Origin of the sequence: Enterobacter cloacae complex sp. 342H5 (assembly GCF_050030905.1) — a bacterium.
Classification (GTDB): Bacteria; Pseudomonadota; Gammaproteobacteria; order Enterobacterales; family Enterobacteriaceae; genus Enterobacter; species Enterobacter intestinihominis.
In genome coordinates this window covers 3338128-3360109 of record NZ_JBLGVB010000001.1, presented here as the reverse complement: position 1 = coordinate 3360109, position 21982 = coordinate 3338128, and the positions used below count along the sequence as shown (strand labels likewise).

Annotated in this window: 19 protein-coding genes; 13 read left to right on the top strand and 6 right to left on the bottom strand. The window is 56.7% G+C overall.

Annotation, left to right across the window (positions count from 1 at the left end; genetic code table 11):
- Positions 1–65 precede the first annotated feature (65 nt).
- Both pdxJ and acpS read left to right on the top strand, forming a co-directional pair.
- A complete protein-coding gene (pdxJ, locus tag ACQG03_RS15960; RefSeq protein ID WP_015572143.1) occupies positions 66–797 on the top strand; it encodes a pyridoxine 5'-phosphate synthase in 732 nt (243 codons plus the stop codon).
- Positions 797–1177, top strand: a complete 381-nt coding sequence (gene acpS, locus ACQG03_RS15955) for a holo-ACP synthase (RefSeq protein ID WP_015572144.1) — start codon at positions 797–799, stop codon at positions 1175–1177. Before pdxJ ends, acpS begins: the two co-directional genes overlap by 1 nt.
- Here the strand turns inward: acpS and ACQG03_RS15950 are convergent.
- The gene (locus ACQG03_RS15950) at positions 1174–1434 is read right to left on the bottom strand and encodes a YfhL family 4Fe-4S dicluster ferredoxin (RefSeq protein WP_023300734.1); all 261 of its coding nucleotides are present in this window, start codon (positions 1432–1434) and stop codon (positions 1174–1176) included. The genes acpS and ACQG03_RS15950 overlap by 4 nt on opposite strands.
- 56 nt (positions 1435–1490) lie before the next feature.
- The gene (locus ACQG03_RS15945) at positions 1491–2339 is read right to left on the bottom strand and encodes a MurR/RpiR family transcriptional regulator (RefSeq protein WP_023300733.1); all 849 of its coding nucleotides are present in this window, start codon (positions 2337–2339) and stop codon (positions 1491–1493) included.
- A gap of 118 nt (positions 2340–2457) precedes the next feature.
- On the opposite strand from ACQG03_RS15945, the gene murQ reads away from it, so the two are divergent.
- The 4 genes from murQ to tadA are packed head-to-tail and all read left to right on the top strand — an operon-like array spanning position 2458 to position 5931.
- Positions 2458–3354: an N-acetylmuramic acid 6-phosphate etherase gene (gene murQ, locus ACQG03_RS15940; protein WP_023306721.1), complete on the top strand. Its 897-nt coding sequence runs from the start codon at positions 2458–2460 to the stop codon at positions 3352–3354.
- A 9-nt stretch (positions 3355–3363) separates the two neighbouring features.
- Positions 3364–4728, top strand: coding sequence for a PTS transporter subunit EIIC (locus ACQG03_RS15935; protein WP_023306720.1), 1365 nt, complete (start codon positions 3364–3366; stop codon positions 4726–4728).
- A gap of 3 nt (positions 4729–4731) precedes the next feature.
- The gene (gene yfhb, locus ACQG03_RS15930) at positions 4732–5367 is read left to right on the top strand and encodes a phosphatidylglycerophosphatase C (RefSeq protein ID WP_022649033.1); all 636 of its coding nucleotides are present in this window, start codon (positions 4732–4734) and stop codon (positions 5365–5367) included.
- Positions 5368–5391: 24 nt separating this feature from the next.
- Positions 5392–5931 (top strand): tRNA adenosine(34) deaminase TadA, encoded by a 540-nt coding sequence (tadA, locus tag ACQG03_RS15925; RefSeq protein ID WP_023300729.1) that lies wholly within the window; start codon positions 5392–5394, stop codon positions 5929–5931.
- On the opposite strand, the gene mltF is transcribed toward tadA, so the two are convergent.
- Entirely contained in the window at positions 5819–7369 is a 1551-nt protein-coding gene (gene mltF, locus ACQG03_RS15920; RefSeq protein WP_032623752.1) for a membrane-bound lytic murein transglycosylase MltF, read from the bottom strand. The genes tadA and mltF overlap by 113 nt on opposite strands.
- Before the next feature lie 267 nt (positions 7370–7636).
- Here mltF and purL point away from each other — a divergent pair, with 267 nt between their 5' ends.
- The 5 genes from purL (at position 7637) to glnB (ending at position 15992) form a co-directional block, all read left to right on the top strand.
- Complete coding sequence (gene purL / locus ACQG03_RS15915; RefSeq protein WP_426726138.1) at positions 7637–11524, top strand: phosphoribosylformylglycinamidine synthase; 3888 nt, start codon at positions 7637–7639, stop codon at positions 11522–11524.
- Positions 11525–12056: 532 nt separating this feature from the next.
- Positions 12057–13490 (top strand): two component system sensor histidine kinase QseE/GlrK, encoded by a 1434-nt coding sequence (gene qseE / locus ACQG03_RS15910; protein WP_113788122.1) that lies wholly within the window; start codon positions 12057–12059, stop codon positions 13488–13490.
- The gene (gene qseG, locus ACQG03_RS15905) at positions 13487–14239 is read left to right on the top strand and encodes a two-component system QseEF-associated lipoprotein QseG (protein WP_426726137.1); all 753 of its coding nucleotides are present in this window, start codon (positions 13487–13489) and stop codon (positions 14237–14239) included. Before qseE ends, qseG begins: the two co-directional genes overlap by 4 nt.
- Positions 14236–15573, top strand: coding sequence for a two-component system response regulator GlrR (gene glrR / locus ACQG03_RS15900; protein ID WP_015572150.1), 1338 nt, complete (start codon positions 14236–14238; stop codon positions 15571–15573). Before qseG ends, glrR begins: the two co-directional genes overlap by 4 nt.
- 80 nt (positions 15574–15653) lie before the next feature.
- Positions 15654–15992, top strand: coding sequence for a nitrogen regulatory protein P-II (gene glnB / locus ACQG03_RS15895; protein ID WP_003860685.1), 339 nt, complete (start codon positions 15654–15656; stop codon positions 15990–15992).
- 80 nt (positions 15993–16072) lie between these two features.
- Here the strand turns inward: glnB and hmpA are convergent, their stop codons facing one another.
- Positions 16073–17263 (bottom strand): NO-inducible flavohemoprotein, encoded by a 1191-nt coding sequence (hmpA, locus tag ACQG03_RS15890; RefSeq protein WP_023300723.1) that lies wholly within the window; start codon positions 17261–17263, stop codon positions 16073–16075.
- A gap of 304 nt (positions 17264–17567) precedes the next feature.
- Here hmpA and glyA point away from each other — a divergent pair, with 304 nt between their 5' ends.
- Positions 17568–18821, top strand: a complete 1254-nt coding sequence (gene glyA / locus ACQG03_RS15885) for a serine hydroxymethyltransferase (protein WP_003860678.1) — start codon at positions 17568–17570, stop codon at positions 18819–18821.
- A gap of 53 nt (positions 18822–18874) precedes the next feature.
- On the opposite strand, the gene ACQG03_RS15880 is transcribed toward glyA, so the two are convergent.
- A complete protein-coding gene (locus ACQG03_RS15880) occupies positions 18875–19297 on the bottom strand; it encodes a DoxX family protein (RefSeq protein WP_022649025.1) in 423 nt (140 codons plus the stop codon).
- A 172-nt stretch (positions 19298–19469) separates the two neighbouring features.
- Here ACQG03_RS15880 and ACQG03_RS15875 point away from each other — a divergent pair, with 172 nt between their 5' ends.
- Complete coding sequence (locus ACQG03_RS15875) at positions 19470–20609, top strand: 3-phenylpropionate MFS transporter (RefSeq protein ID WP_003860673.1); 1140 nt, start codon at positions 19470–19472, stop codon at positions 20607–20609.
- Here the strand turns inward: ACQG03_RS15875 and csiE are convergent, their stop codons facing one another.
- On the bottom strand, positions 20610–21887 hold the full coding sequence (gene csiE / locus ACQG03_RS15870; RefSeq protein ID WP_063163672.1) for a stationary phase inducible protein CsiE: 1278 nt from the start codon (positions 21885–21887) through the stop codon (positions 20610–20612).
- Positions 21888–21982 lie beyond the last annotated feature (95 nt).

Here is a 21982-nt window from a genome sequence, read left to right as displayed (position 1 = left end):
CTCACCCCAGCCCTCTCCCGGAGGGAGAGGGAGAAGGTAAATGACCAAAAATACCGAGGATTGTCATGGCTGAATTACTGTTAGGCGTCAATATCGATCACATCGCCACGTTACGTAATGCACGCGGTACCGCGTATCCCGATCCGGTTCAGGCGGCATTTATCGCTGAGCAGGCTGGCGCCGACGGCATTACCGTCCACTTGCGTGAAGATCGTCGCCACATCACTGACCGCGACGTGCGCATCCTGCGTCAGACGCTGGATACCCGCATGAACCTGGAGATGGCGGTGACAGAAGAGATGCTGGCGATTGCCTGCGAGACCAAACCGCATTTCTGCTGCCTGGTGCCGGAAAAGCGTCAGGAAGTGACCACCGAAGGCGGTCTCGATGTGGCCGGGCAGCTCGACAAAATGCGCGATGCCTGCAAACGCCTGGCGGATGCCGGTATCCTGGTATCTTTATTTATCGACGCCGATTTCACCCAGATTAAAGCCGCTGCCGACGTGGGCGCGCCGTATATTGAAATTCACACCGGCTGCTATGCCGATGCCGAAAACGACGCAGCGCAGGCGAAAGAGCTGGAGCGAATCGCCAAAGCGGCAACCTACGCCGCGAGCCTGGGACTGAAGGTGAACGCCGGTCACGGCCTGACTTATCACAACGTAAAAGCCATTGCTGCCCTGCCGGAAATGCATGAGCTGAACATTGGCCACGCCATTATTGGTCGTGCGGTGATGAGCGGCCTGAAAGAGGCGGTGTCCGAGATGAAGCGCCTGATGCTGGAAGCGCGTCAGTAATGGCTATTCTGGGCTTAGGCACCGACATCGTCGAAATAGCCCGCATTGAAGCGGTGATCGCCCGCAGCGGCGATCGCCTCGCAAGACGCGTGCTGAGCGATAACGAATGGGCTATCTGGGAGGCGCATCAACAGCCGGTGCGCTTTCTGGCAAAGCGCTTCGCGGTAAAAGAGGCGGCGGCGAAAGCGTTCGGCACGGGCATTCGTAACGGCCTGGCGTTTAACCAGTTTGAAGTGTTTAACGATGAGCTGGGTAAGCCACGTCTGCGTTTATGGGGCGAGGCGCTTAAGCTGGCGGAAAAGCTGGGCGTGGCGCACATGCACGTAACGCTTGCAGATGAACGCCACTATGCCTGTGCGACGGTGATTATTGAGAGTTAAATTTTGTCCGCATGGTGCATCAGGACAAACTTATCCCACAACTGTTCTTCGTTCTCGACGTGTGCCGGATCTTTTAAGATCGTATTGGGAATTGGGCACACCTTCTGGCAGGTCGGCGTTTCATAGTGGCCGATGCATTCGGTGCAGCGGTCGCTGTTAATCTCATAAATGCTGTCGCCCATCGAAATCGCCTGGTTCGGGCATTCGGGTTCGCACATATCGCAGTTGATGCATTTTTTGGTGATTAACAGCGCCATCAGGAAATTCTCAGAAACATCACAAACAGGGCGGGCATTATACGCTCATTCGTTGTTCAAACCAGTTTTTTTACCAGCTCTTCGCTGTGCCGAATACGTTCTGGCGCACGCTCCAGATCCTGCTGAACCAGCGCCATAAACAGCAGGTCCGTCAGCATCATCTGCGCACTCGTCGACGAAATCGCCGCGCTGCGAGTGGCCTGTTCCTCGGCAATGGTATACAGGCAGCGGGTTGCCCGTTGCTGGAGCGCATTCGGGCTAAATCCGGTAATCGCCAGAATTTTTCCCCCTACGCGCAGGGCTTCGTCAGTGGCCATATTAATTTCACGTCGCTCGCCGGAATAGGAGATGGCCAGCAGTAAATCGTCAGGATCCATGGCCTGCACGGTCGCCAGCAGCGCGTGCATATCCTGTTCAACGATGGCGTTATAGCCGATTTTTGTCAGCTTCCAGCCAAAGTTACGCGCAACCAGTCCGGAGGCGCCGATCCCGGTCAACACAATACGCCGCGCGTCGCGAAGCATGGCTACGCTTTCCAGCAGCTTCTCTTCCGTGTTTACATCCAGCGTGGCATGCATTGCCGCCACGTTCTCCTTGATCAGCTTTTCGCCCACCAGACGCATCGGATCGTCGCCACGGATCTGGTTATGCACCGGCATTGACTGCGGATTCGGGTTGCTCACCAGTGCTTCACTGATCGCCAGCTTTAGCGCCGGAAAGCCCTTATAGCCTATTTTCTGGGCGAATTTCACCACGCTCGACTGGCTCACCCCGGCTTCGCCTGCCAGCTGCTGGGAGCTGAGGTGTCGCGCGCGATCGGGCTGAGAAAGTAAAAAATCCGCCAGCTTTTTATCACTCTGGGCAAACCCTGCGTAGCGCTGACGAATACGAATTAAACAGTTCATACGGTCTCCTGGCGAAAATGTGATTACCCGCGCAAATACGAATTTTGCTCGCCTGAATGAATTTTATATTCCATTATAGTGCGTTTATTATGAATTAAAAATTCCAGAGGTAAATAACATGAATCTTGGCTCTCTTGTTTCTGAAACGCGTAACCCGCAAACCATGGATCTTGATGCACTGTCCACGCTGGAGCTGGTAAACCGCTTTAATCAACAGGATACCCTCGTCGCGCTGGCAGTCAAAGAGACATTGCCTGAGGTAGCAAAAGCCGTAGACGCCGCTGCCGACGCTCTGAAAGCAGGAGGACGCATTATTTATATGGGAGCGGGAACCAGTGGGCGCCTCGGTGTGCTGGATGCCTCAGAATGTCCGCCGACTTTTGGCGTTCCGCACGGGCTGGTCGTTGGCCTGATTGCCGGTGGCCCCGGCGCGCTGCTGAAAGCGGTAGAAGGGGCAGAAGACAATAAACAGCTTGGGGAAGATGATCTCAGGGCGCTAAACCTGACCGCGCAGGATCTGGTGGTCGGGCTGGCGGCTTCTGGTCGTACGCCGTACGTCATTGGTGGACTGGAATATGCCAGACAGACCGGGTGCACCACAGTGGCCATCTCCTGTAACCCGGGCTCGCCGATTGCGCAGGTGGCCGCCATTGCCATCTCTCCGGTCGTCGGGCCGGAAGCGCTCACCGGCTCCACACGGCTGAAGTCGGGTACCGCGCAGAAGCTGGTGCTCAATATGATCTCCACCGGCGCGATGGTGAAATTTGGCAAGGTCTACCAAAACCTGATGGTGGATATGCAGGCCACTAACATCAAGCTGGTGGACAGAGCGTGTCGCATGGTGATGGAAGCGACAGGCGCCAGTCGTGAAGAGGCGGAAAAGGTGCTTCAGCAGACCGATCACGATGTAAAACCCGCCATTCTGATGATATTAACCGGGCTGGATGCAGCCGCGGCCAGAGCCAGACTCGAAGCCCATCACGGGTTTTTACGGGCGGCATTAGAACACCAATAAGAGGCGTGTATGGACAAAACAGCAGCGCTCGCCAGCGACATCCTGCTCGGGATCGGTGGGGAAAAAAATATTCAGCGTCTTGAGAACTGTATGACGCGTGTTCGCGTCGAGGTGCATAACGACGAACAGCTTGATTTGACGCGCCTTAAGCAGCTTCCCGGCGTGAGCGGGTACGTTAAGCAGGGGCAACAGCACCAGTTGATTGTCGGTCCGGGCAAAGCGGCGCAGGTGGTAGATGCCATGCGCGCCCTGATGACGGGCGGTGAAACGGCTCCCGCCTTTGACGATGCGGAACGCACCAAAGCGCAGGCGAAAGCCAAATACAAAGCCCCTATGAGCGATGCGCTGCGCCAGCTGGCTAACGTCTTTATTCCGCTGATCCCGGCGTTTATCGCGTCGGGGCTGATCACCGGGATTATCAATATTCTTAAGCGTCCGGATATTGTCGGGGATTTTGCCACGCAGTATCCGAACCTGCTGGGTATTCTGGCGATTTTCGGCAGCGCGGTGTTTGCCATCATGAACATTCTGGTGGGGGTGAACACGGCCAAAGTGTTTGGCGGCTCGCTGGCGATGGGCGGCGTTATGGCGGGTATCCTCTCCAGCCCGCAGCTGGCGCAGATTACGCTGTTTGGCGAGGCGCTTCAGCCTGGCCGCGGCGGGGTGATTGCCGTGCTGCTGGTGGTCATTCTGATGTGCTGGATCGAGAAAAAGCTGCGCGCGGTGCTGCCAGGCTCGATTGAGCTGATCCTCAACCCGCTGCTGACCACATTGATTACCGGGAGCGTGGCGATTGTGGCGCTGCAACCGTTAGGTGGCGCCATCTCTGAAGCCATCGCCCACGGCGCGTCTCTGGCTATCGATCGCGGTGGGTTATTGGTGGGGGCTGTGCTGTCCGGAACCTTCCTGCCGTTAGTGCTGACCGGTCTGCATCAGGGGCTAGTGCCGATTCACGTCGAACTGGTACAGGCGCACGGCTATAACGCCCTGCTGCCGATCCTGTCGATGGCGGGCGTTGGGCAGGTCGGCGCGGCCATCGCGGTGCTGATGAAAACCCGCAACGCGCGTCTGAAAAAGGTCATTAAAGGAGCGTTGCCGGTCGGGTTGCTCGGTATCGGCGAGCCGCTGATTTTCGGCGTTACGCTGCCGCTGGGCAAGCCGTTCCTGGCCGCCTGTCTCGGTGGCGCGGTGGGCGGGGCGTTGATTAGCTACTGGAAAGTGGCGACCGTTATCACCTTCGGGATTTCCGGTTTACCGCTGGCATTAACCATCGTGACCGGAAAAGTGATGCTCTATCTGTTAGGCTATCTGGTAGCGGTGATCGCCGGGTTCCTGTTTACCTGGCTATTAGGATTCAACGACCCAGAGGAGTAAGGTTTGGCAAATCACGAGCGTCGCGTTGTCTTTTTTGATCTGGATGGAACGCTGCATCAGCAGGATATGTTCGGCACCTTTATGCGCTATCTGCTGCGGCGCCAGCCCCTTAACGCGTTGCTGGTATTGCCCCTTTTACCCGTTATTGGCATCGCGCTACTGGTGAAAGGCCGTTCAGCGCGCTGGCCGATGAGCCTGCTGCTCTGGGGATGCACGTTTGGTCATAGCGAAGCGCGTCTTAAGCAGCTTGAACAGGATTTTGCCCACTGGTTTCGCGGGCACGTCGCCGCGTTTCCCGTGGTCCAGGCGCGCCTGACCAGCTATCTCGACGCCAACGATGCCGATATCTGGCTGATTACCGGCTCCCCGCAGACGCTGGTAGAGCAGGTCTATTATGATACGCCCTGGCTGCCGCGCGTAAACCTTATCGCCACGCAGATCGCGCGCGGCTACGGCGGCTGGGTGCTTACCCTGCGCTGCCTCGGACATGAAAAAGTGGTGCAGCTGGAGAAACGCATCGGTACGCCGCTGCGTCTGTACAGCGGCTACAGCGACAGCAAGCAGGACAACCCGCTGCTCTATTTTTGCCAGCACCGCTGGCGCGTCACGCCTCTGGGCGAACTTCAGCAACTCGAATAGTCTTATCTGTACCGGCTGTGTATAATGCCGCCCGCTTTTCGACTGGAGTATCAGCCCTTGTCCAACCCTGAACACAATCATGAATACTGGATGCGCCACGCGCTGGCGCTGGCTCAGCGCGCCTGGGAAGAGGGTGAAGTTCCCGTGGGCGCGGTGCTGGTCCATAACAATCAGGTAATTGGTGAAGGGTGGAACCGTCCGATTGGCCGTCACGATCCTACCGCGCATGCTGAAATTATGGCGCTGCGTCAGGGCGGACTGGTGCTGCAAAACTATCGTCTGCTTGATACCACTCTGTACGTCACCCTTGAACCGTGCGTGATGTGCTCCGGGGCGATGGTGCACAGCCGAATCGGTACGCTGGTGTTTGGCGCGCGGGATGAAAAAACGGGCGCTGCTGGTTCACTGATGGACGTGCTTGGGCATCCGGGGATGAACCACCAGGTGAAAACTATCGGCGGGGTACTTGCACCAGAATGTTCGGGTCTGTTAAGTGACTTTTTTCGAATGCGTCGGCTGCAGAAAAAGCAACAAAAGGCAGAATTGAAACCGCAGGGTGATTAAGCTCGTCCGGTGCGACCACCGGATAGCTTTCAGCCAGCTGTTGCGCCTCGGCCGCCTCTTTTTCTTTCTCCAGCAGATATCCCACCAGGCTTATCTGATACTTACGAATATTTTCTACGTAGGCATACGCTTCATGCCCGCGCGCATAGCCGTACGTCAGCTTCTGGTACCACTGTTTCTGGCTAAGCAGCGGCAGGCGCTGTTTTACATCAGACCAGCTGTCCGGGTTACCTTTGGTTTTTGCCGTCAGCGTCCGCGCGTCGAGCATATGGGCATAACCCATGTTATAGGCGGCCAGCGCAAACCAGATCCGCTCCCCTTCAGGAACCGTCTCCGGCACTTTCGCCATCATATCCTGTAAATATTGCGCGCCGCCGCTGATGCTCTGTTCCGCATCGGTTCGATCGCTAATGCCGAGGCTCTGCGCGGTATTTTTGGTCAGCATCATCAACCCGCGCACGCCCGTGGGGGAGGTGGCCTGAGCATCCCAGTGCGATTCCTGGTAGGAAATTGCCGCCAGTAACTTCCAGTCAATCTCCTGAGCGTACTTCTCGAACAGCGGTTGCAGGTCCGGCAGCACGCTATCCACCGCGCGCAGGAAGGAGCGGGTGTCAACGTAATCAAAATCGTCACCGTGACCGAGATATTTCTCTTCCAGACGCGCCAGGGTGCCGTCTTCATTGATGGAATTAAAGAAATCGAGCATAGCCGCAGAGACGGTTTGATCGTCGTCTAACTGGGTAAACCAGGTTACCGGCTGTTCATCGGTCACATCCAGCGCCACGGCGATTTCAGGATGAACGCGCTGGAAAAGGCTGATCGCCACCGAATCAGCAATGGTATAGGCCAGCTTTTTATCTTTTACCTGCTCCAGCAATTCGGTAGTGCCGAGTTTAGGATCGACCGTCCAGCTGAGGTTCGGGTATTTTTTCTCTTTCAACGCCCGCAGATCGTCAATCACCACATGGCCCGGCGCAATGGTCAATTGCTGGTCGGTAATGTCGGCCAGTGAGCGCGGGCGCAAGCTACCCACACGATAAACCACCTGCTGCGACACAGAGTAATAGGTCGGGCCCGGCTGATAATTTTTGCTGCGTTCGCTGTTGTACACCAGACCTGCGGCGAGAATATCGGCACGGTCATGGTCTAAATCATCAAACAGCTGGTTGATGTTCTGCCGCACGGTGACTTTCAGCTTCACGCCCAGATAGTCCGCAAACAGCTGTGCCAGTTCGTAATCAAGACCAATGGTTTTACCGTTGATATCGTCGTATATAAGCGGAGAGGAGAGGGTACTGACGCGCAACTCCCCCCGCTCCTGAATGGCGGCGATACGGTTTTCGGCTTTGCCGAACCAGGGGATAGACGGCCAGAGGGCCACTGCCAGCAGCAACGTAACAATGCCGATGAGCAGATAATTAATCTTTAATTTTTTCAATTAGTTAATTCTCTGCGACGCCGGTTGCCTCAGTGTGCTGTAGTCATGTTAAGAGTAGAGTTTGCCATTGATTGAGCGGCATTTTGCGCAAAGTAGCGCCAGTTGGCAACCAATTAGAGAGACAGGTCACATCTATTGTTAAACAAAAAGGATGATTTTATTTCGACGCAAACGGTTTCGTCGGCGCTCAGGATTCTCTATAATGACGCCCGTTTTCCCCCCTTGCGCACACTGTAAGCGCCCCGGCGCTTCGAAGACGAGAGACTTATGATGGAAATTCTGCGTGGTTCGCCTGCACTGTCTGCCTTCCGTATTAATAAACTGCTGGCACGTTTTCAGGCGGCCGACCTTCCGGTAAGCAATATTTACGCTGAGTATGTCCATTTTGCTGACCTGAATGCCCCCCTGAATGCAGAGGAGCGCGTACAGCTGGAACGTCTGCTTAAATATGGCCCAAGCCTGAGCAGCCATACGCCGACCGGCAAATTAATCCTCGCCACGCCACGTCCTGGCACCATCTCCCCCTGGTCTTCCAAAGCCACCGACATCGCTCACAACTGCGGCCTGAGCCAGATTAACCGTCTGGAGCGCGGCGTGGCGTACTATGTGGAAGCGTCAACCCTGAGCGACGTGCAGTGGCAGGCCGTCACAGCGGAGCTGCACGACCGCATGATGGAGAGCGTGTTTGACTCTCTGGATGATGCGCAGAAACTGTTCTCCCACCATCAGCCTGCGCCGGTACAGAGCGTGGATCTGCTGGGGCAGGGGCGTCAGGCGCTGATCGACGCAAACCTGCGTCTTGGTCTGGCGCTCGCAGAAGATGAAATCGACTACCTTCAGGATGCATTCGTTAAGCTGAATCGCAACCCGAACGACATCGAACTGTATATGTTCGCGCAGGCCAACTCCGAGCACTGCCGCCACAAAATTTTCAACGCCGACTGGATTATCGACGGCGAACAGCAGCCGAAGTCGCTGTTCAAAATGATCAAAAACACCATGGAGCAAACCCCTGACCACGTGCTGTCTGCCTATAAAGACAACGCCGCGGTGATGGAAGGTTCCGAGGTGGGCCGCTTCTTCGCCGACCGCGAAGCAGGGCGCTATGACTTCCACCAGGAGCCTGCGCATATCCTGATGAAAGTGGAAACCCACAACCACCCGACGGCCATCTCTCCGTGGCCGGGTGCGGCGACCGGCTCCGGCGGTGAAATCCGTGACGAAGGTGCGACCGGTCGCGGCGCGAAACCAAAAGCGGGTCTGGTCGGTTTCTCCGTTTCCAACCTGCGTATCCCGGGCTTTGAACAGCCGTGGGAAGAAGATTTCGGCAAGCCAGAGCGCATTGTGACCGCGCTGGATATCATGACCGAAGGCCCGCTGGGCGGCGCGGCGTTCAACAATGAATTTGGTCGTCCGGCGCTGAACGGTTACTTCCGTACCTACGAAGAGAAAGTGGACAGCCACAACGGCGAAGAGCTGCGCGGCTACCACAAACCAATTATGCTGGCGGGCGGGATCGGCAACATTCGCGCCGATCACGTGCAAAAAGGTAAGATCGTCGTGGGCGCGAAGCTGATCGTGCTCGGCGGCCCGGCAATGAACATTGGTCTGGGCGGTGGTGCAGCCTCGTCTATGGCTTCCGGCCAGTCTGATGCGGATCTCGACTTCGCGTCCGTGCAGCGCGACAACCCGGAAATGGAGCGCCGCTGTCAGGAAGTGATCGACCGCTGCTGGCAGCTCGGCGATGCCAACCCGATTCTGTTCATCCACGACGTGGGCGCGGGTGGACTCTCTAACGCCATGCCGGAACTGGTGAGCGACGGCGGTCGCGGCGGGCGCTTCAACCTGCGCGATATCCTGAGCGATGAGCCAGGCATGAGCCCGCTGGAAATCTGGTGTAACGAATCCCAGGAGCGCTACGTGCTGGCGGTTGCTGCCGATCAGCTGCCGCTGTTTGACGAGCTGTGCCGCCGCGAGCGCGCGCCGTATGCCGTCATCGGTGAAGCGACCGAAGAGCAGCACCTGACTCTCAGTGATACCCATTTCGACAACCAGCCGATCGATCTGCCGCTCGACGTGCTTCTCGGCAAAACGCCGAAGATGACCCGCGACGTTACAACCCGCAAAGCGGCGGGTAAAGCGCTGGATCGTCAGGGCATTATTGTGGCGGAAGCGGTTAACCGCGTGCTGCACCTGCCTGCGGTGGCGGAGAAAACCTTCCTGGTCACCATCGGCGACCGTACCGTGACCGGTATGGTGTCACGCGATCAGATGGTCGGCCCGTGGCAGATCCCGGTCGCTAACTGCGCCGTGACCACCGCGAGCCTCGACAGCTACTACGGCGAAGCGATGGCGCTGGGTGAACGCACCCCGGTGGCTCTGCTGGACTTCGCCGCTTCTGCCCGTCTGGCGGTCGGTGAAGCGCTGACCAATATCGCCGCGACGCAGATTGGCGACATCAAACGCATCAAACTTTCCGCGAACTGGATGGCCGCTGCCGGTCACCCTGGCGAAGACGCGGGCCTGTACGAAGCGGTAAAAGCGGTGGGTGAAGAGCTGTGTCCTGCGCTCGGCCTGACCATTCCGGTGGGTAAAGACTCCATGTCGATGAAAACCCGCTGGCAGGAAGGCAGCGAGCAGCGCGAGATGACTTCGCCTCTGTCGCTGGTGATCACCGCGTTTGCGCGCGTGGAAGACGTGCGTCATACCGTTACGCCGCAGCTTTCCACTGAAGATAACGCCCTGCTGCTGATTGACCTCGGTAAAGGCCATAACGCGCTGGGTGCCACCGCGCTGGCACAGGTTTACCGCCAGCTCGGCGAAAAGCCAGCCGACGTGCGCGACGTCGCTCAGCTGAAAGGCTTCTACGACGCAATTCAGGCGCTGGTGGCGCAGCGTAAGCTGCTGGCCTACCACGACCGTTCCGATGGCGGCCTGCTGGTGACGCTGGCAGAGATGGCCTTCACCGGCCACTGCGGCGTTGAAGCAAACATTGCAACGCTTGGCGAAGACCGCCTGGCGGCGCTGTTTAACGAAGAGCTTGGCGCGGTCATTCAGGTACGCGCCGCAGATCGCGACGCGGTGGAAGCGATTCTGGCGCAGCACGGTCTTGCAGACTGCGTGCGCTATCTCGGTAAAGCGGTGCAGGGCGACCGCTTCGTGATTGAAGCCGACGGCCACCCGGTGTTCAGCGAAAGCCGCACCACGTTGCGTATGTGGTGGGCGGAAACCACCTGGCAGATGCAGCGCCTGCGTGACAACCCGGAATGTGCCGATCAGGAGCATAACGCGAAGGCGAACGACAACGATCCTGGCCTGAACGTGAAGCTCACCTTCGACATCAACGAAGACATTGCCGCGCCGTACATTGCGACCGGTGCGCGTCCGAAAGTGGCCGTGCTGCGCGAACAGGGCGTTAACTCCCACGTTGAGATGGCGGCCGCCTTCCACCGCGCGGGCTTTGACGCCATCGACGTCCACATGAGCGACCTGCTGGCCGGGCGTACCGGGCTGGATGATTTCCAGGCGCTGGTTGCCTGCGGGGGGTTCTCCTACGGTGACGTGCTGGGTGCGGGCGAGGGCTGGGCGAAGTCCATCCTGTTCAACAGCCGCGTGCGTGACGAGTTCGAAACCTTCTTCCATCGTCCGCAGACGCTGGCGCTGGGCGTGTGTAACGGCTGTCAGATGATGTCTAACCTGCGCGAGCTGATCCCGGGCAGCGAAGCCTGGCCGCGCTTTGTGCGTAACCAGTCTGACCGCTTTGAAGCGCGCTTCAGCCTGGTAGAAGTAACCCAAAGCCCGTCTCTGCTGTTGCAGGGGATGGTCGGTTCGCAGATGCCAATCGCGGTTTCGCACGGTGAAGGTCAGGTTGAAGTCCGTGATGCGGCGCACCTGGCTCAGCTTGAAAGCAAAGGACTGGTGGCGCTGCGCTTTGTTGATAACTTTGGCAAGGTCACCGAAACCTATCCGGCTAACCCGAACGGTTCGGCAAATGGCATTACCGCGGTCACCAGCGAAAGCGGTCGGGTGACGATTATGATGCCGCACCCGGAGCGTGTCTTCCGTACCGTGAGCAACTCCTGGCACCCGGAAAACTGGGGCGAGGACAGCCCGTGGATGCGCATTTTCCGCAACGCACGTAAACAACTAGGTTAAGTTTCTACGCCCTGACTGTAGGCCCGGTAAGCGCGAGCGCCACCGGGCTTTTTTGTCTCTGTCGCAAAAACGCGACAACTCTCTGGTCTGAGTGTCTCCAAAAGGAGACATTTAACCTGTTGATTTATATGCGGCAGGACAGGTTCCCGTTAAGGTGTTGCTTAATAGCGACACTTAGCCTGAAAATCATTCACGTAACAATCAATACGTTTTGATAATAAAAATATTACTAATCATAAGGATAGCGTTAATTTTTGCAATCTGGCACGCGTGTTGCATAATAGTAACCAGTGGCTCATTCACCTTCTTATGTCAGCCCCTTCGGGACGTGCTACATAAACTTCGAATGACGCACAAAAAGGTGCCTGCCGTCCAACTACTGATTATTGCAATGCTTTATCAGGCCAGGGCGAAACGTCGAGTTAGGCACCGCCTTATTCCATGACAAAGCCGGGTTTTTACCCGGCTTTGTTGTATCTGAAGGGCAGACTCAGTTACGCTCTCCTCAAACCCGGATGAAGAGAGTAATGTGTTGAAACGCTGGCCCGCTTTCCCTCGCTCCCTGCGACAGCTCGTTATGATGGCCTTCCTGCTGATCCTGCTACCTTTGCTGGTTCTGGCCTGGCAGGCCTGGCAAAGCCTGAACGCGTTAAGTGCACAGGCGGCCCTGACTAACCGCACCACGCTTATTGATGCTCGCCGTAGCGAGGCGATGACCAACGCCGCGCTTGAGATGGAGCGTAGCTATCGCCAGTACTGCGTGCTTGATGATCGCACGCTGGAGAGGGTCTATCAGAACCAGCGTAAACGCTACAGCGAAATGCTGGACGCCCACGCCGGGGTGCTGCCAGATGACAAACTCTATCAGGCGCTGCGTCAGGATCTGAACGATCTGGCGCAGCTCCAGTGCAAAAACAGCGGTCCTGATGCCGCCGCCGCCGCCCGACTTGAAGCCTTCGCGAACGCCAATACGGAGATGGTTCAGTCCACCCGTACGGTTATCTTTTCCCGTGGTCAGCAGCTCCAGCAGGAGATTGCCGAGCGCGGCCAGTTCTTCGGCTGGCAGGCGCTGGTGCTGTTCCTCGTCAGCCTGGGGCTGGTGCTGCTCTTTACCCGCATGATCATCGGCCCCGTGAAGGGGATCCAGCGGATGATTAACCGCCTGGGGGAGGGTAAATCTCTCGGGGATACGGTCGTTTTTAAAGGCCCGCGCGAGCTGCGCTCGGTCGGTCAACGCATCATCTGGCTTTCAGAGCGCCTGGCGTGGCTGGAATCGCAGCGCCACCAGTTCCTGCGCCATATCTCACACGAACTCAAAACGCCGCTGGCCAGCATGCGTGAAGGTACGGAACTGCTGGCCGACGAAGTGGCGGGGCCGTTAACCCTTGAGCAAAAAGAGATCGTGGCGATTCTGGATGCCAGCAGCCGCAATTTACAAAAGCTTATTGAACAACTGCTGGACTATAACCGCAAGCTGGCGGATGGTGCTGTGGTGCTTGAAAGCGTTGAGATTGAACCGCTGGTGGACATGGTGATCTCCGCCCATAGCCTGCCAGCAAGAGCTAAAATGATGCATACCCAGGTGGAACTCAACGCGCCAGCCTGTCTTGCAGAACCGATGCTGTTAATGAGCGTACTGGATAATCTTTATTCCAATGCGGTGCACTATGGTACTGAATCCGGTACCATTTATATCAGAAGCAATAACAACGGTTCGCGGGTATTTATTGACGTAGCGAATACCGGAAGCCCGATTCCGGATGATGAAAAAACGATGATCTTTGAACCCTTCTTCCAGGGGAGTCATCAGCGAAAAGGTGCGGTAAAAGGAAGTGGTCTGGGGCTGAGTATTGCCCGCGACTGCATACGACGCATGCAGGGTGAGCTTAATATCGTGAGTGATGAACGCGCCGATGTCTGTTTTCGTATCGAACTGCCTCTTGAGCCGGAAAAATCAATGAAATGAATAACAACCTGGTGAGTATGTCACATGTCTTTTACCGCGCATTGCGCGCGGTGTTTTCCAGCAAAAATGTGCGCCTCAGCCTGCCCTGCTTACTGCTGGCAGGCTGTGTAACCCATGCACCGAAAAGTGCAATTAGCCACAAACAGGAAGATAAATGGCCGCAAAAACAGCTGGCTGATTTCCTTTCGACACGTTGCGATGATATCTGGAGCCTGTCGGGGCGTGATGTTGAATCCAATCCGCTGTTCTGGCTGCGCGGAATAGACTGCGCCCAGCGGCTGGCGCCCGCCGAGGCCCGTGCCCAGGCGGCGATGCTGGTGGACGATACCTGGCAGGACGCATTTAAACGCGGGATCGTGATGGCGGATGCCAGAATCACGCCTGTCGAACGCCGCGCCAACGTGACGCGGCTGGATACTTACGTGATCAATATTCCCCCGCAGGTGCGCCCGGTCTATCAGCTCTGGCGGGACGGACAAACCCTGCAATTACAGCTGTCTGAAGAGCGTTTCCGCTACAGCAAATTGCAGCAGTCAAGCGACAGCGAGCTTGATGTGCTTCGCCAGCAGCAGGAGTCGCTGCGCGAGCAGCTGGAAACCACCACCCGCAAGCTCGAAAATCTGACCGATATCGAAAGACAGCTCTCGACGCGTAAGCCGGCAGGCAGCTATCTGCCTGATGGGTCGAAAGGCAACTCTGCCACGACGCCAGACAGTGAGACGCCGAAACAAGAGGATGTGAAGCCATGACAAGCCGTAAACCTGCCCATCTGTTACTGGTGGATGACGATCCCGGGCTGTTAAAGCTGCTGGGGATGCGTCTGGTCAGCGAAGGCTACAGCGTGGTCACCGCTGAAAGCGGGCAGGAGGGGCTGAAAGTGCTCAGCCGTGAGAAAATCGATCTGGTGATCAGCGATTTGCGCATGGATGAAATGGATGGCCTGCAACTGTTCACGGAGATCCAGAAGCAGCAGCCCGGGATGCCGGTGATTATCCTCACCGCTCACGGATCTATTCCTGATGCGGTGGCAGCGACGCAGCAGGGGGTATTCAGCTTCCTCACCAAACCGGTGGATAAAGACGCCCTCTATAAAGCGATCGACAGCGCCCTTGAGCACGCGGCGCCATCCGGCGACGACGCCTGGCGTGAATCCATCGTGACGCGTAGCCCTGTAATGCTGCGCCTGCTGGAACAGGCGCGGATGGTGGCGCAATCCGACGTTAGCGTGCTGATCAACGGCCAGAGCGGGACCGGGAAAGAGATCCTGGCCCAGGCGATCCACAACGCCAGCCCGCGCAGTAAAAATGCCTTTATTGCCATCAACTGTGGCGCGTTGCCGGAGCAGCTGCTCGAATCAGAGCTCTTCGGCCATGCCCGCGGCGCCTTTACCGGCGCGGTGAGCAGCCGTGAAGGGCTGTTCCAGGCGGCTGAGGGGGGCACGCTGTTTCTTGATGAAATTGGCGATATGCCCGCGCCGCTGCAGGTCAAATTGCTGCGCGTGTTGCAGGAGCGGAAAGTACGTCCGCTCGGCAGCAACCGCGATATCGATATCAACGTGCGTATTATTTCCGCCACCCACCGTGATTTACCCAAGGTGATGGCGCGCAACGAGTTCCGCGAAGATCTCTACTATCGACTGAATGTCGTCAACCTGAAAATCCCGGCGCTGGCCGAGCGTGCGGAAGATATCCCGCTGCTGGCAAATCACCTTTTGCGCCAGGCCGCTGACCGCCACAAACCGTTTGTGCGCGCGTTCTCCACCGATGCGATGAAACGCCTGATGACCGCAAGCTGGCCGGGTAACGTACGCCAGCTGGTGAACGTGATTGAGCAGTGCGTGGCGCTGACGTCATCGCCGGTGATCAGCGATGCGCTGGTGGAGCAGGCGCTCGAGGGGGAAAACACGGCCTTACCGACGTTTGCGGAAGCGCGAAATCAGTTCGAGCTGAACTATCTGCGCAAGCTGCTGCAAATCACCAAAGGCAACGTGACCCACGCGGCGCGCATGGCCGGGCGTAACCGTACCGAGTTCTATAAATTGCTCTCACGCCACGAGCTGGAAGCGAACGATTTTAAAGAGTAATACCGCAAAATTCGCCTGAATATGATACTGTGAGCAACCGATTACGAGGCTGCTTACTGGCAAGAGTTTAAGGACCCACCATGAAAAAAATTGATGCGATTATTAAACCTTTCAAACTGGATGATGTACGTGAAGCGCTGGCAGAAGTAGGCATCACCGGGATGACCGTAACTGAAGTGAAAGGTTTTGGTCGTCAGAAGGGCCACACCGAGCTATACCGTGGCGCAGAGTACATGGTGGACTTTCTGCCGAAAGTGAAAATCGAGATCGTGGTGAGCGATGATATCGTCGATACCTGTGTGGATACCATCATCCGCACGGCGCAGACCGGTAAAATTGGCGACGGGAAAATCTTCGTCTTTGACGTGGCGCGCGTGATCCGTATCCGTACCGGCGAAGAAGACGACGCGGCGATTTAACATTCTTGCCGGGTGGCGCTGCGCTTACCCGGCCTACAGAACCCTTCGCAGGTCCGTGCAAGCGCAGCGCCGCCGGGCGATTACAGCACTTTATGCGGGCCGAAACATTCGTAATGAATGTTGTCTTTGTTCACGCCCAGGTCTACCAGCTGCTTCGCGGCATACTGCATAAACGCTACCGGCCCACACACGTAGAACTGCATCCCCGGTGCGCTAAACGCCCCTTCGTGCTGCCCTAAATTCATCAGGCCTTCGCTGTCAAAACGTGCCGCTGCGCGGTCAGCTTCCGTGGGTAAACGATACCAGGTATGCGCGGTAAAGTGTGGCAGACCCGCTCCGAGCGCTTTCACTTCATCTGCAAAGGCGTGCACATCACCGTTTTCGGCCGCGTGGAACCAGTTAACCTGCGCGCTGTGGTTTGATTTTGCCAGCGTATCCAGCATCGCCAGCATTGGCGTTTGACCAACACCTGCGGAAATCAGCGTCACCGGGGTATTCGTTTCAACGGCCATAAAGAAATCGCCCGCCGGTGCCGCCAGATGGACCACGTCGCCCACGCTGGCTTCGTTATGCAGCCAGCTGGATACCTGACCGCCTTCCTCACGTTTAACCGCAATGCGATAGCCTTTGCCGTCTGGCTTGCGGGTCAGGGAGTACTGGCGAATCTCCTGATGCGGGAAGCCTTCAGGCTTCAGCCAGACGCCCAGATACTGCCCCGGCTGGTAATCGGCAACTGGCTGGCCGTCTACCGGCTCAAACTCAAAGCTGGTGATCAGTGCGCTGCGCGGGGTTTTCTCAACGATGCGGAAAGCACGCGTGCCTTCCCAGCCGCCATTCTTGCTGGCGTTTTCGCTGTAGATCTGCGCTTCACGGTTGATGAACACGTTTGCCAGCACGCCGTATGCCTTACCCCAGGCATCCAGCACTTCCTGGCCCGGGCTGAACATTTCGTCCAGGGTTGCCAGCAGGTGACTGCCCACGATGTTGTACTGCTCAGGTTTGATCTGGAAGCTGGTGTGCTTCTGCGCGATTTTTTCCACCGCAGGCAGCAGAGCCGGCAGGTTTTCGATGTTGCTGGCATAGGCGGCAATAGCGTTAAACAGCGCTTCGCGCTGATCGCCGTTACGCTGGTTGCTCATGTTGAAAATCTCTTTGAGCTCCGGGTTATGCGCGAACATGCGATCGTAGAAATGAGCGGTCAGTTTAGGACCCGTTTCAACCAGCAGGGGGATTGTGGCCTTCACGGTAGCGATGGTTTGGGCGTCGAGCATAGCAGCTTCCTTCTGATGTTACTTTAATGATGTATTTTATATGCATCTTATAAAAATACCCCTGCAATGTAAATGGTTCTTTGCATCGTGAAAAATATGCATCACAAAGCTGAAAAGAAATCCGTTGAAAATGGCGAGAGCTTTATTGCTCAAACCCTTGCGTGGCGTGGAGGTAAACGTTTGCGTAAAATCGTTTGTCAAGACCTGTTATCGCAGAACTATTCAGTTATACTGTTGCCCGTCGTCCAACAGGACTGCCTTTTCAGGCCAAAAATTTACTTGTTAGCTGAGTCAGGAGATGCGGATGTTAAAGCGTGAAATGAACATTGCCGATTATGATGCCGAACTGTGGCAGGCTATGGAGCAGGAAAAAGTACGTCAGGAAGAGCACATCGAACTGATCGCCTCCGAAAACTACACCAGCCCGCGCGTGATGCAGGCGCAGGGTTCTCAGCTGACCAACAAATATGCTGAAGGTTATCCGGGCAAGCGCTACTACGGCGGTTGCGAATACGTTGATATCGTTGAGCAACTGGCGATTGACCGTGCGAAAGAACTCTTTGGCGCTGACTACGCGAACGTCCAGCCGCACTCTGGCTCTCAGGCTAACTTCGCTGTTTACACCGCGCTGTTGCAGCCGGGCGATACCGTTCTGGGTATGAACCTGGCGCAGGGCGGCCACCTGACTCACGGCTCTCCGGTTAACTTCTCTGGCAAACTGTACAACATCATCCCTTACGGTATTGATGAGTCCGGTAAAATTGACTACGAAGACATGGCGAAGCAGGCTAAAGAGCACAAGCCGAAGATGATCATCGGTGGCTTCTCTGCTTACTCCGGCATCGTTGACTGGGCAAAAATGCGTGAAATCGCTGACAGCATCGGCGCGTACCTGTTCGTCGACATGGCGCACGTTGCCGGTCTGATTGCCGCTGGCGTTTACCCGAACCCGGTTCCACATGCGCACGTTGTGACCACCACCACCCACAAAACCCTGGCGGGTCCACGCGGTGGCCTGATCCTGGCGAAAGGCGGTGACGAAGAGCTGTACAAAAAGCTGAACTCCGCCGTGTTCCCAAGCGCCCAGGGCGGCCCGCTGATGCACGTTATCGCCGCGAAAGCCGTCGCGCTGAAAGAAGCGATGGAGCCAGAGTTCAAGGTTTACCAGCAGCAGGTTGCTAAAAACGCCAAAGCGATGGTGGAAGTGTTCCTGAATCGTGGTTACAAAGTGGTGTCCGGTGGGACTGAAAACCACCTGTTCCTGCTGGATTTGGTCGACAAGAACCTGACCGGTAAAGAAGCTGACGCAGCCCTCGGCCGCGCCAACATCACCGTGAACAAAAACAGCGTGCCAAACGATCCGAAGAGCCCGTTCGTGACTTCCGGTATCCGTATCGGTTCTCCGGCCGTAACTCGCCGTGGCTTTAAAGAAGCGGAAGTGAAAGAGCTGGCGGGCTGGATGTGTGACGTTCTGGACAACATCAATGACGACGCGGTTATCGAGCGAGTTAAAGGTAAAGTTCTGGACATCTGCGCACGCTTCCCGGTGTACGCATAATTCTCTGCGTTTCAGAACTGAAAAAGGCCGCTCATGCGGCCTTTTTTTATGGGCTAACGTCGGTCGAGGGAGATGGCCCCCGGCCCGGTTATCGCCAGCAAAATAAAGGCGCCAGCGATACTCACATTTTTATAGAAGTTAATCATATTTGGCAGGACCGCATCGCCCGTCATTTCCCAGTAGTGGTGTCCAATCACCGCCGTTCCCAGCGTATAGAAGACAAAGATCACCGCGAGGGGGCGGGTAAAAAAGCCCAGAACGATCAGAATCGCGGCGGGGATTTCCATTACCACCGCAATAATCGCGGCCAGCATGGGCATGGGGGCGCCGAGCGACGTCATGTACTGAACGGTGCCGCTAAACCCCGTCAGCTTGGGATAACCGAAAATAATAAACAGGACTACGATAGCAATGCGGGCAATTAAAAGCAGGAGAGAACGAGAGGATCCGAAATCGAAATAACGTAAGCTGTTCATGGCAAACGACCTCTTCAGGCGATGTCTTATAAACGTAATACAGTTTTACCGCTCTCGCCATACGCTGTACGGCTGGTGATGATGTTAATTTTTAGTTAATTTATAGCGCGCTAACGACTTGCTAAAGTCAGGGATTAACGCCAGACTATCGCCTCCATTTCGGGAGGGATTCATGGTCTTGCATTCCACGCGCTGGCTGGCGCTCAGCTATTTCACCTATTTCTTTAGTTACGGTATTTTTTTGCCTTTCTGGAGCGTCTGGCTCAAGGGAATTGGTCTGACGCCTGAGACCATCGGCATCCTGCTGGGCGCGGGGCTGGTGGCACGTTTCCTGGGTAGCCTGCTGATAGCGCCTCGCGTCAGCGATCCCTCCTTACTGATTAAAGCGGTGCGAATTCTGGCCCTGCTGACGCTGGTCTTTGCGGCCTGCTTCTGGGTCAGCCACCAGTTTGCCTGGCTGATGGTGGTGATGGTTGGCTTTAATCTGTTCTTCTCCCCGCTGGTGCCGCTGACGGATGCCCTGGCGAACACCTGGCAAAAGCAGATCACCATGGACTATGGCCGCGTGCGCCTGTGGGGATCGATTGCCTTCGTGATCGGCTCTGCGCTAGTCGGGAAACTGGTCAGCCTCTATGACTATCGCGCTATTCTGGCCCTGTTAACGCTCGGCATCGCCTCGATGCTGCTCGGTATGTTGCTGCGTCCGTCGGTGATGCCGCAGGGCGAAAGCCGCCATCAGGAGAGCGCTGGCTGGCCCGCCTGGCGCTCGCTGGTGGCGCAAAGCTGGCGTTTCCTGGCCTGCGTCTGTCTGCTTCAGGGGGCGCATGCGGCCTATTACGGCTTCAGCGCCATCTACTGGCAGGGGGCGGGCTACTCGGCTTCTGCGGTAGGCTACCTGTGGTCGCTCGGCGTGGTTGCGGAGGTCATTATCTTCGCGCTGAGCCAAAAACTGTTCCGTCGTTTCGGGGCGCGTGACCTGCTGCTGCTTTCCGCCGTTTGCGGCGTAGCGCGCTGGGGCATCATGGGCTGGACGACGGAGCTGCCGTGGCTGATTGTGGCGCAAATTCTGCACTGCGGAACCTTCACCGTCTGCCATCTGGCGGCGATGCGCTATATCGCGGCGCGAGAGGGTGGGGACGTTATTCGTCTTCAGGCAGTCTATTCAGCGGTGGCGATGGGCGGCAGTATTGCGGTGATGACCGTATTTGCCGGTTTCCTCTATCAGCACCTGGGCCACGGTGTGTTCTGGGTGATGGCGCTGGTCGCTTTACCGGCCATTGTCATCCGCCCTAAAGTCGCTGCTCGCACGTAACTAGGATTCGAGCATAACGCGAATATGTTCCTGCTGCAGCGTGTTCAGGGTCTCAACGGCATGAATGAGCGGCGGCGAGAACAGCGGCAGGGCGGTTGGATAAGGCGTAATAACCAGCGCCGCCTCGCGGGGGGCGCCCTCCTTCTTAAACGCTTCCAGGCTAAGATAACGAATATTGAGCGGCAGCAGCGTCAGCTCGCGAAGCTGCTGCTCAATTAACTCCTCGCAGGCTTTATCTTCCCCCGTTAACAGGACCACCTGTTTTTCATGAAGATCGGTTTCCTGCATCAGCCAGGCACCAAAAATCACTGCCACCAGAGCCATCTCTTCACCGGAGAATCGCAGGCCAAATTCGGCTTCCAGCTCAAACAGCGCCTCTTTAGTGGTGCGCAGCAGCCGGGGGTATAGACGGTGGATCTCTTCCGGCAGACTGTTGTCGATGCCGATGTCAAATAAGGAGCGGTCCAGCGCCTGAGCCAGATGAATATACAGCTGATCGGTCAGCCCTTGCTCATCGCTGAAGTTCATCCCGGTTTGCGCCCGGAAACGGGCAATCATACGCACGATGGCCCGACGCAGGCGCTGATCCTGCTGGTGTTTATCCAGTACCGGGTCGGGTGTGCGGAGCATCATAAACAGCAGCGCCAGGAACAGCTGTTCATCACTGTGCGTTCCCTGCGGGACGCGCCGTTTCCAGTGACGGACAATTTCCTGCGCCGTAAAGTATTCCCCTCTCGATTGCGTCCAGCTGCGCTGAACGGGTGAAAACTCCGGCGTATTGCCCAGATGATGCTGAATCAGACAATATTGCAGATAAAGCTGTAAAAACTGTACGTCGCGGGACTCAAACTGGCGCTGAAGCTTGCGCGCGCAAAAGTTGATAAGCGCCCGAAGGTTCGCATCGTCATAAAGCGGGCGGGCAATGCCGTGCTGTTTGAGCGCGGTTTTTAAGGCAGGGGTAAACTGTTGGGCGACAAAATGTGGACACAGCCGAAGCGCCCTGCGCAGCCAGTGCAGCAGGCACAAACGCTGATTCAGGGCGGAGCCCTCAATTCGGTAACAACCGTCATGGTGCGTGACGATATCAAGCCGATGATAGCGCTGGATTTCATCGCGCGTCTCGGCTATATCTTGCCGTGCCAGGACGTCGTCCACGCCGTTGGCAGCGATTATGCTCTGTGCGGTGACGGCAGCATCGGGCAGGTAAAGCATCAAAAGCACCTGGCAACGGCGCTGCGAACTGGAAAGCACAGATGGAATTTCAAGCGTCGTCATCATCTGTCGGGTATCCAGTGTGAATGTTTGATAAGAATAGCTAAAGGATGGGCGCTGAAAAGCGCGCCGGCAGGCCTTTCATTCAGGATTGCTGGCGA

What these genes read in the sequence shown, in the direction of transcription:
- pdxJ (WP_015572143.1), top strand. Translation starts at nt 66, where the DNA reads ATGGCTGAATTACTGTTAGGCGTCAATATCGATCACATCGCCACGTTA.
- acpS (WP_015572144.1), top strand. Translation starts at nt 797, where the DNA reads ATGGCTATTCTGGGCTTAGGCACCGACATCGTCGAAATAGCCCGCATT.
- ACQG03_RS15950 (WP_023300734.1), bottom strand. Translation starts at nt 1,434, where the DNA reads ATGGCGCTGTTAATCACCAAAAAATGCATCAACTGCGATATGTGCGAA.
- ACQG03_RS15945 (WP_023300733.1), bottom strand. Translation starts at nt 2,339, where the DNA reads ATGAACTGTTTAATTCGTATTCGTCAGCGCTACGCAGGGTTTGCCCAG.
- murQ (WP_023306721.1), top strand. Translation starts at nt 2,458, where the DNA reads ATGAATCTTGGCTCTCTTGTTTCTGAAACGCGTAACCCGCAAACCATG.
- ACQG03_RS15935 (WP_023306720.1), top strand. Translation starts at nt 3,364, where the DNA reads ATGGACAAAACAGCAGCGCTCGCCAGCGACATCCTGCTCGGGATCGGT.
- tadA (WP_023300729.1), top strand. Translation starts at nt 5,392, where the DNA reads ATGCCGCCCGCTTTTCGACTGGAGTATCAGCCCTTGTCCAACCCTGAA.
- purL (WP_426726138.1), top strand. Translation starts at nt 7,637, where the DNA reads ATGATGGAAATTCTGCGTGGTTCGCCTGCACTGTCTGCCTTCCGTATT.
- qseG (WP_426726137.1), top strand. Translation starts at nt 13,487, where the DNA reads ATGAATAACAACCTGGTGAGTATGTCACATGTCTTTTACCGCGCATTG.
- glrR (WP_015572150.1), top strand. Translation starts at nt 14,236, where the DNA reads ATGACAAGCCGTAAACCTGCCCATCTGTTACTGGTGGATGACGATCCC.
- glnB (WP_003860685.1), top strand. Translation starts at nt 15,654, where the DNA reads ATGAAAAAAATTGATGCGATTATTAAACCTTTCAAACTGGATGATGTA.
- hmpA (WP_023300723.1), bottom strand. Translation starts at nt 17,263, where the DNA reads ATGCTCGACGCCCAAACCATCGCTACCGTGAAGGCCACAATCCCCCTG.
- glyA (WP_003860678.1), top strand. Translation starts at nt 17,568, where the DNA reads ATGTTAAAGCGTGAAATGAACATTGCCGATTATGATGCCGAACTGTGG.
- ACQG03_RS15880 (WP_022649025.1), bottom strand. Translation starts at nt 19,297, where the DNA reads ATGAACAGCTTACGTTATTTCGATTTCGGATCCTCTCGTTCTCTCCTG.
- ACQG03_RS15875 (WP_003860673.1), top strand. Translation starts at nt 19,470, where the DNA reads ATGGTCTTGCATTCCACGCGCTGGCTGGCGCTCAGCTATTTCACCTAT.
- csiE (WP_063163672.1), bottom strand. Translation starts at nt 21,887, where the DNA reads ATGATGACGACGCTTGAAATTCCATCTGTGCTTTCCAGTTCGCAGCGC.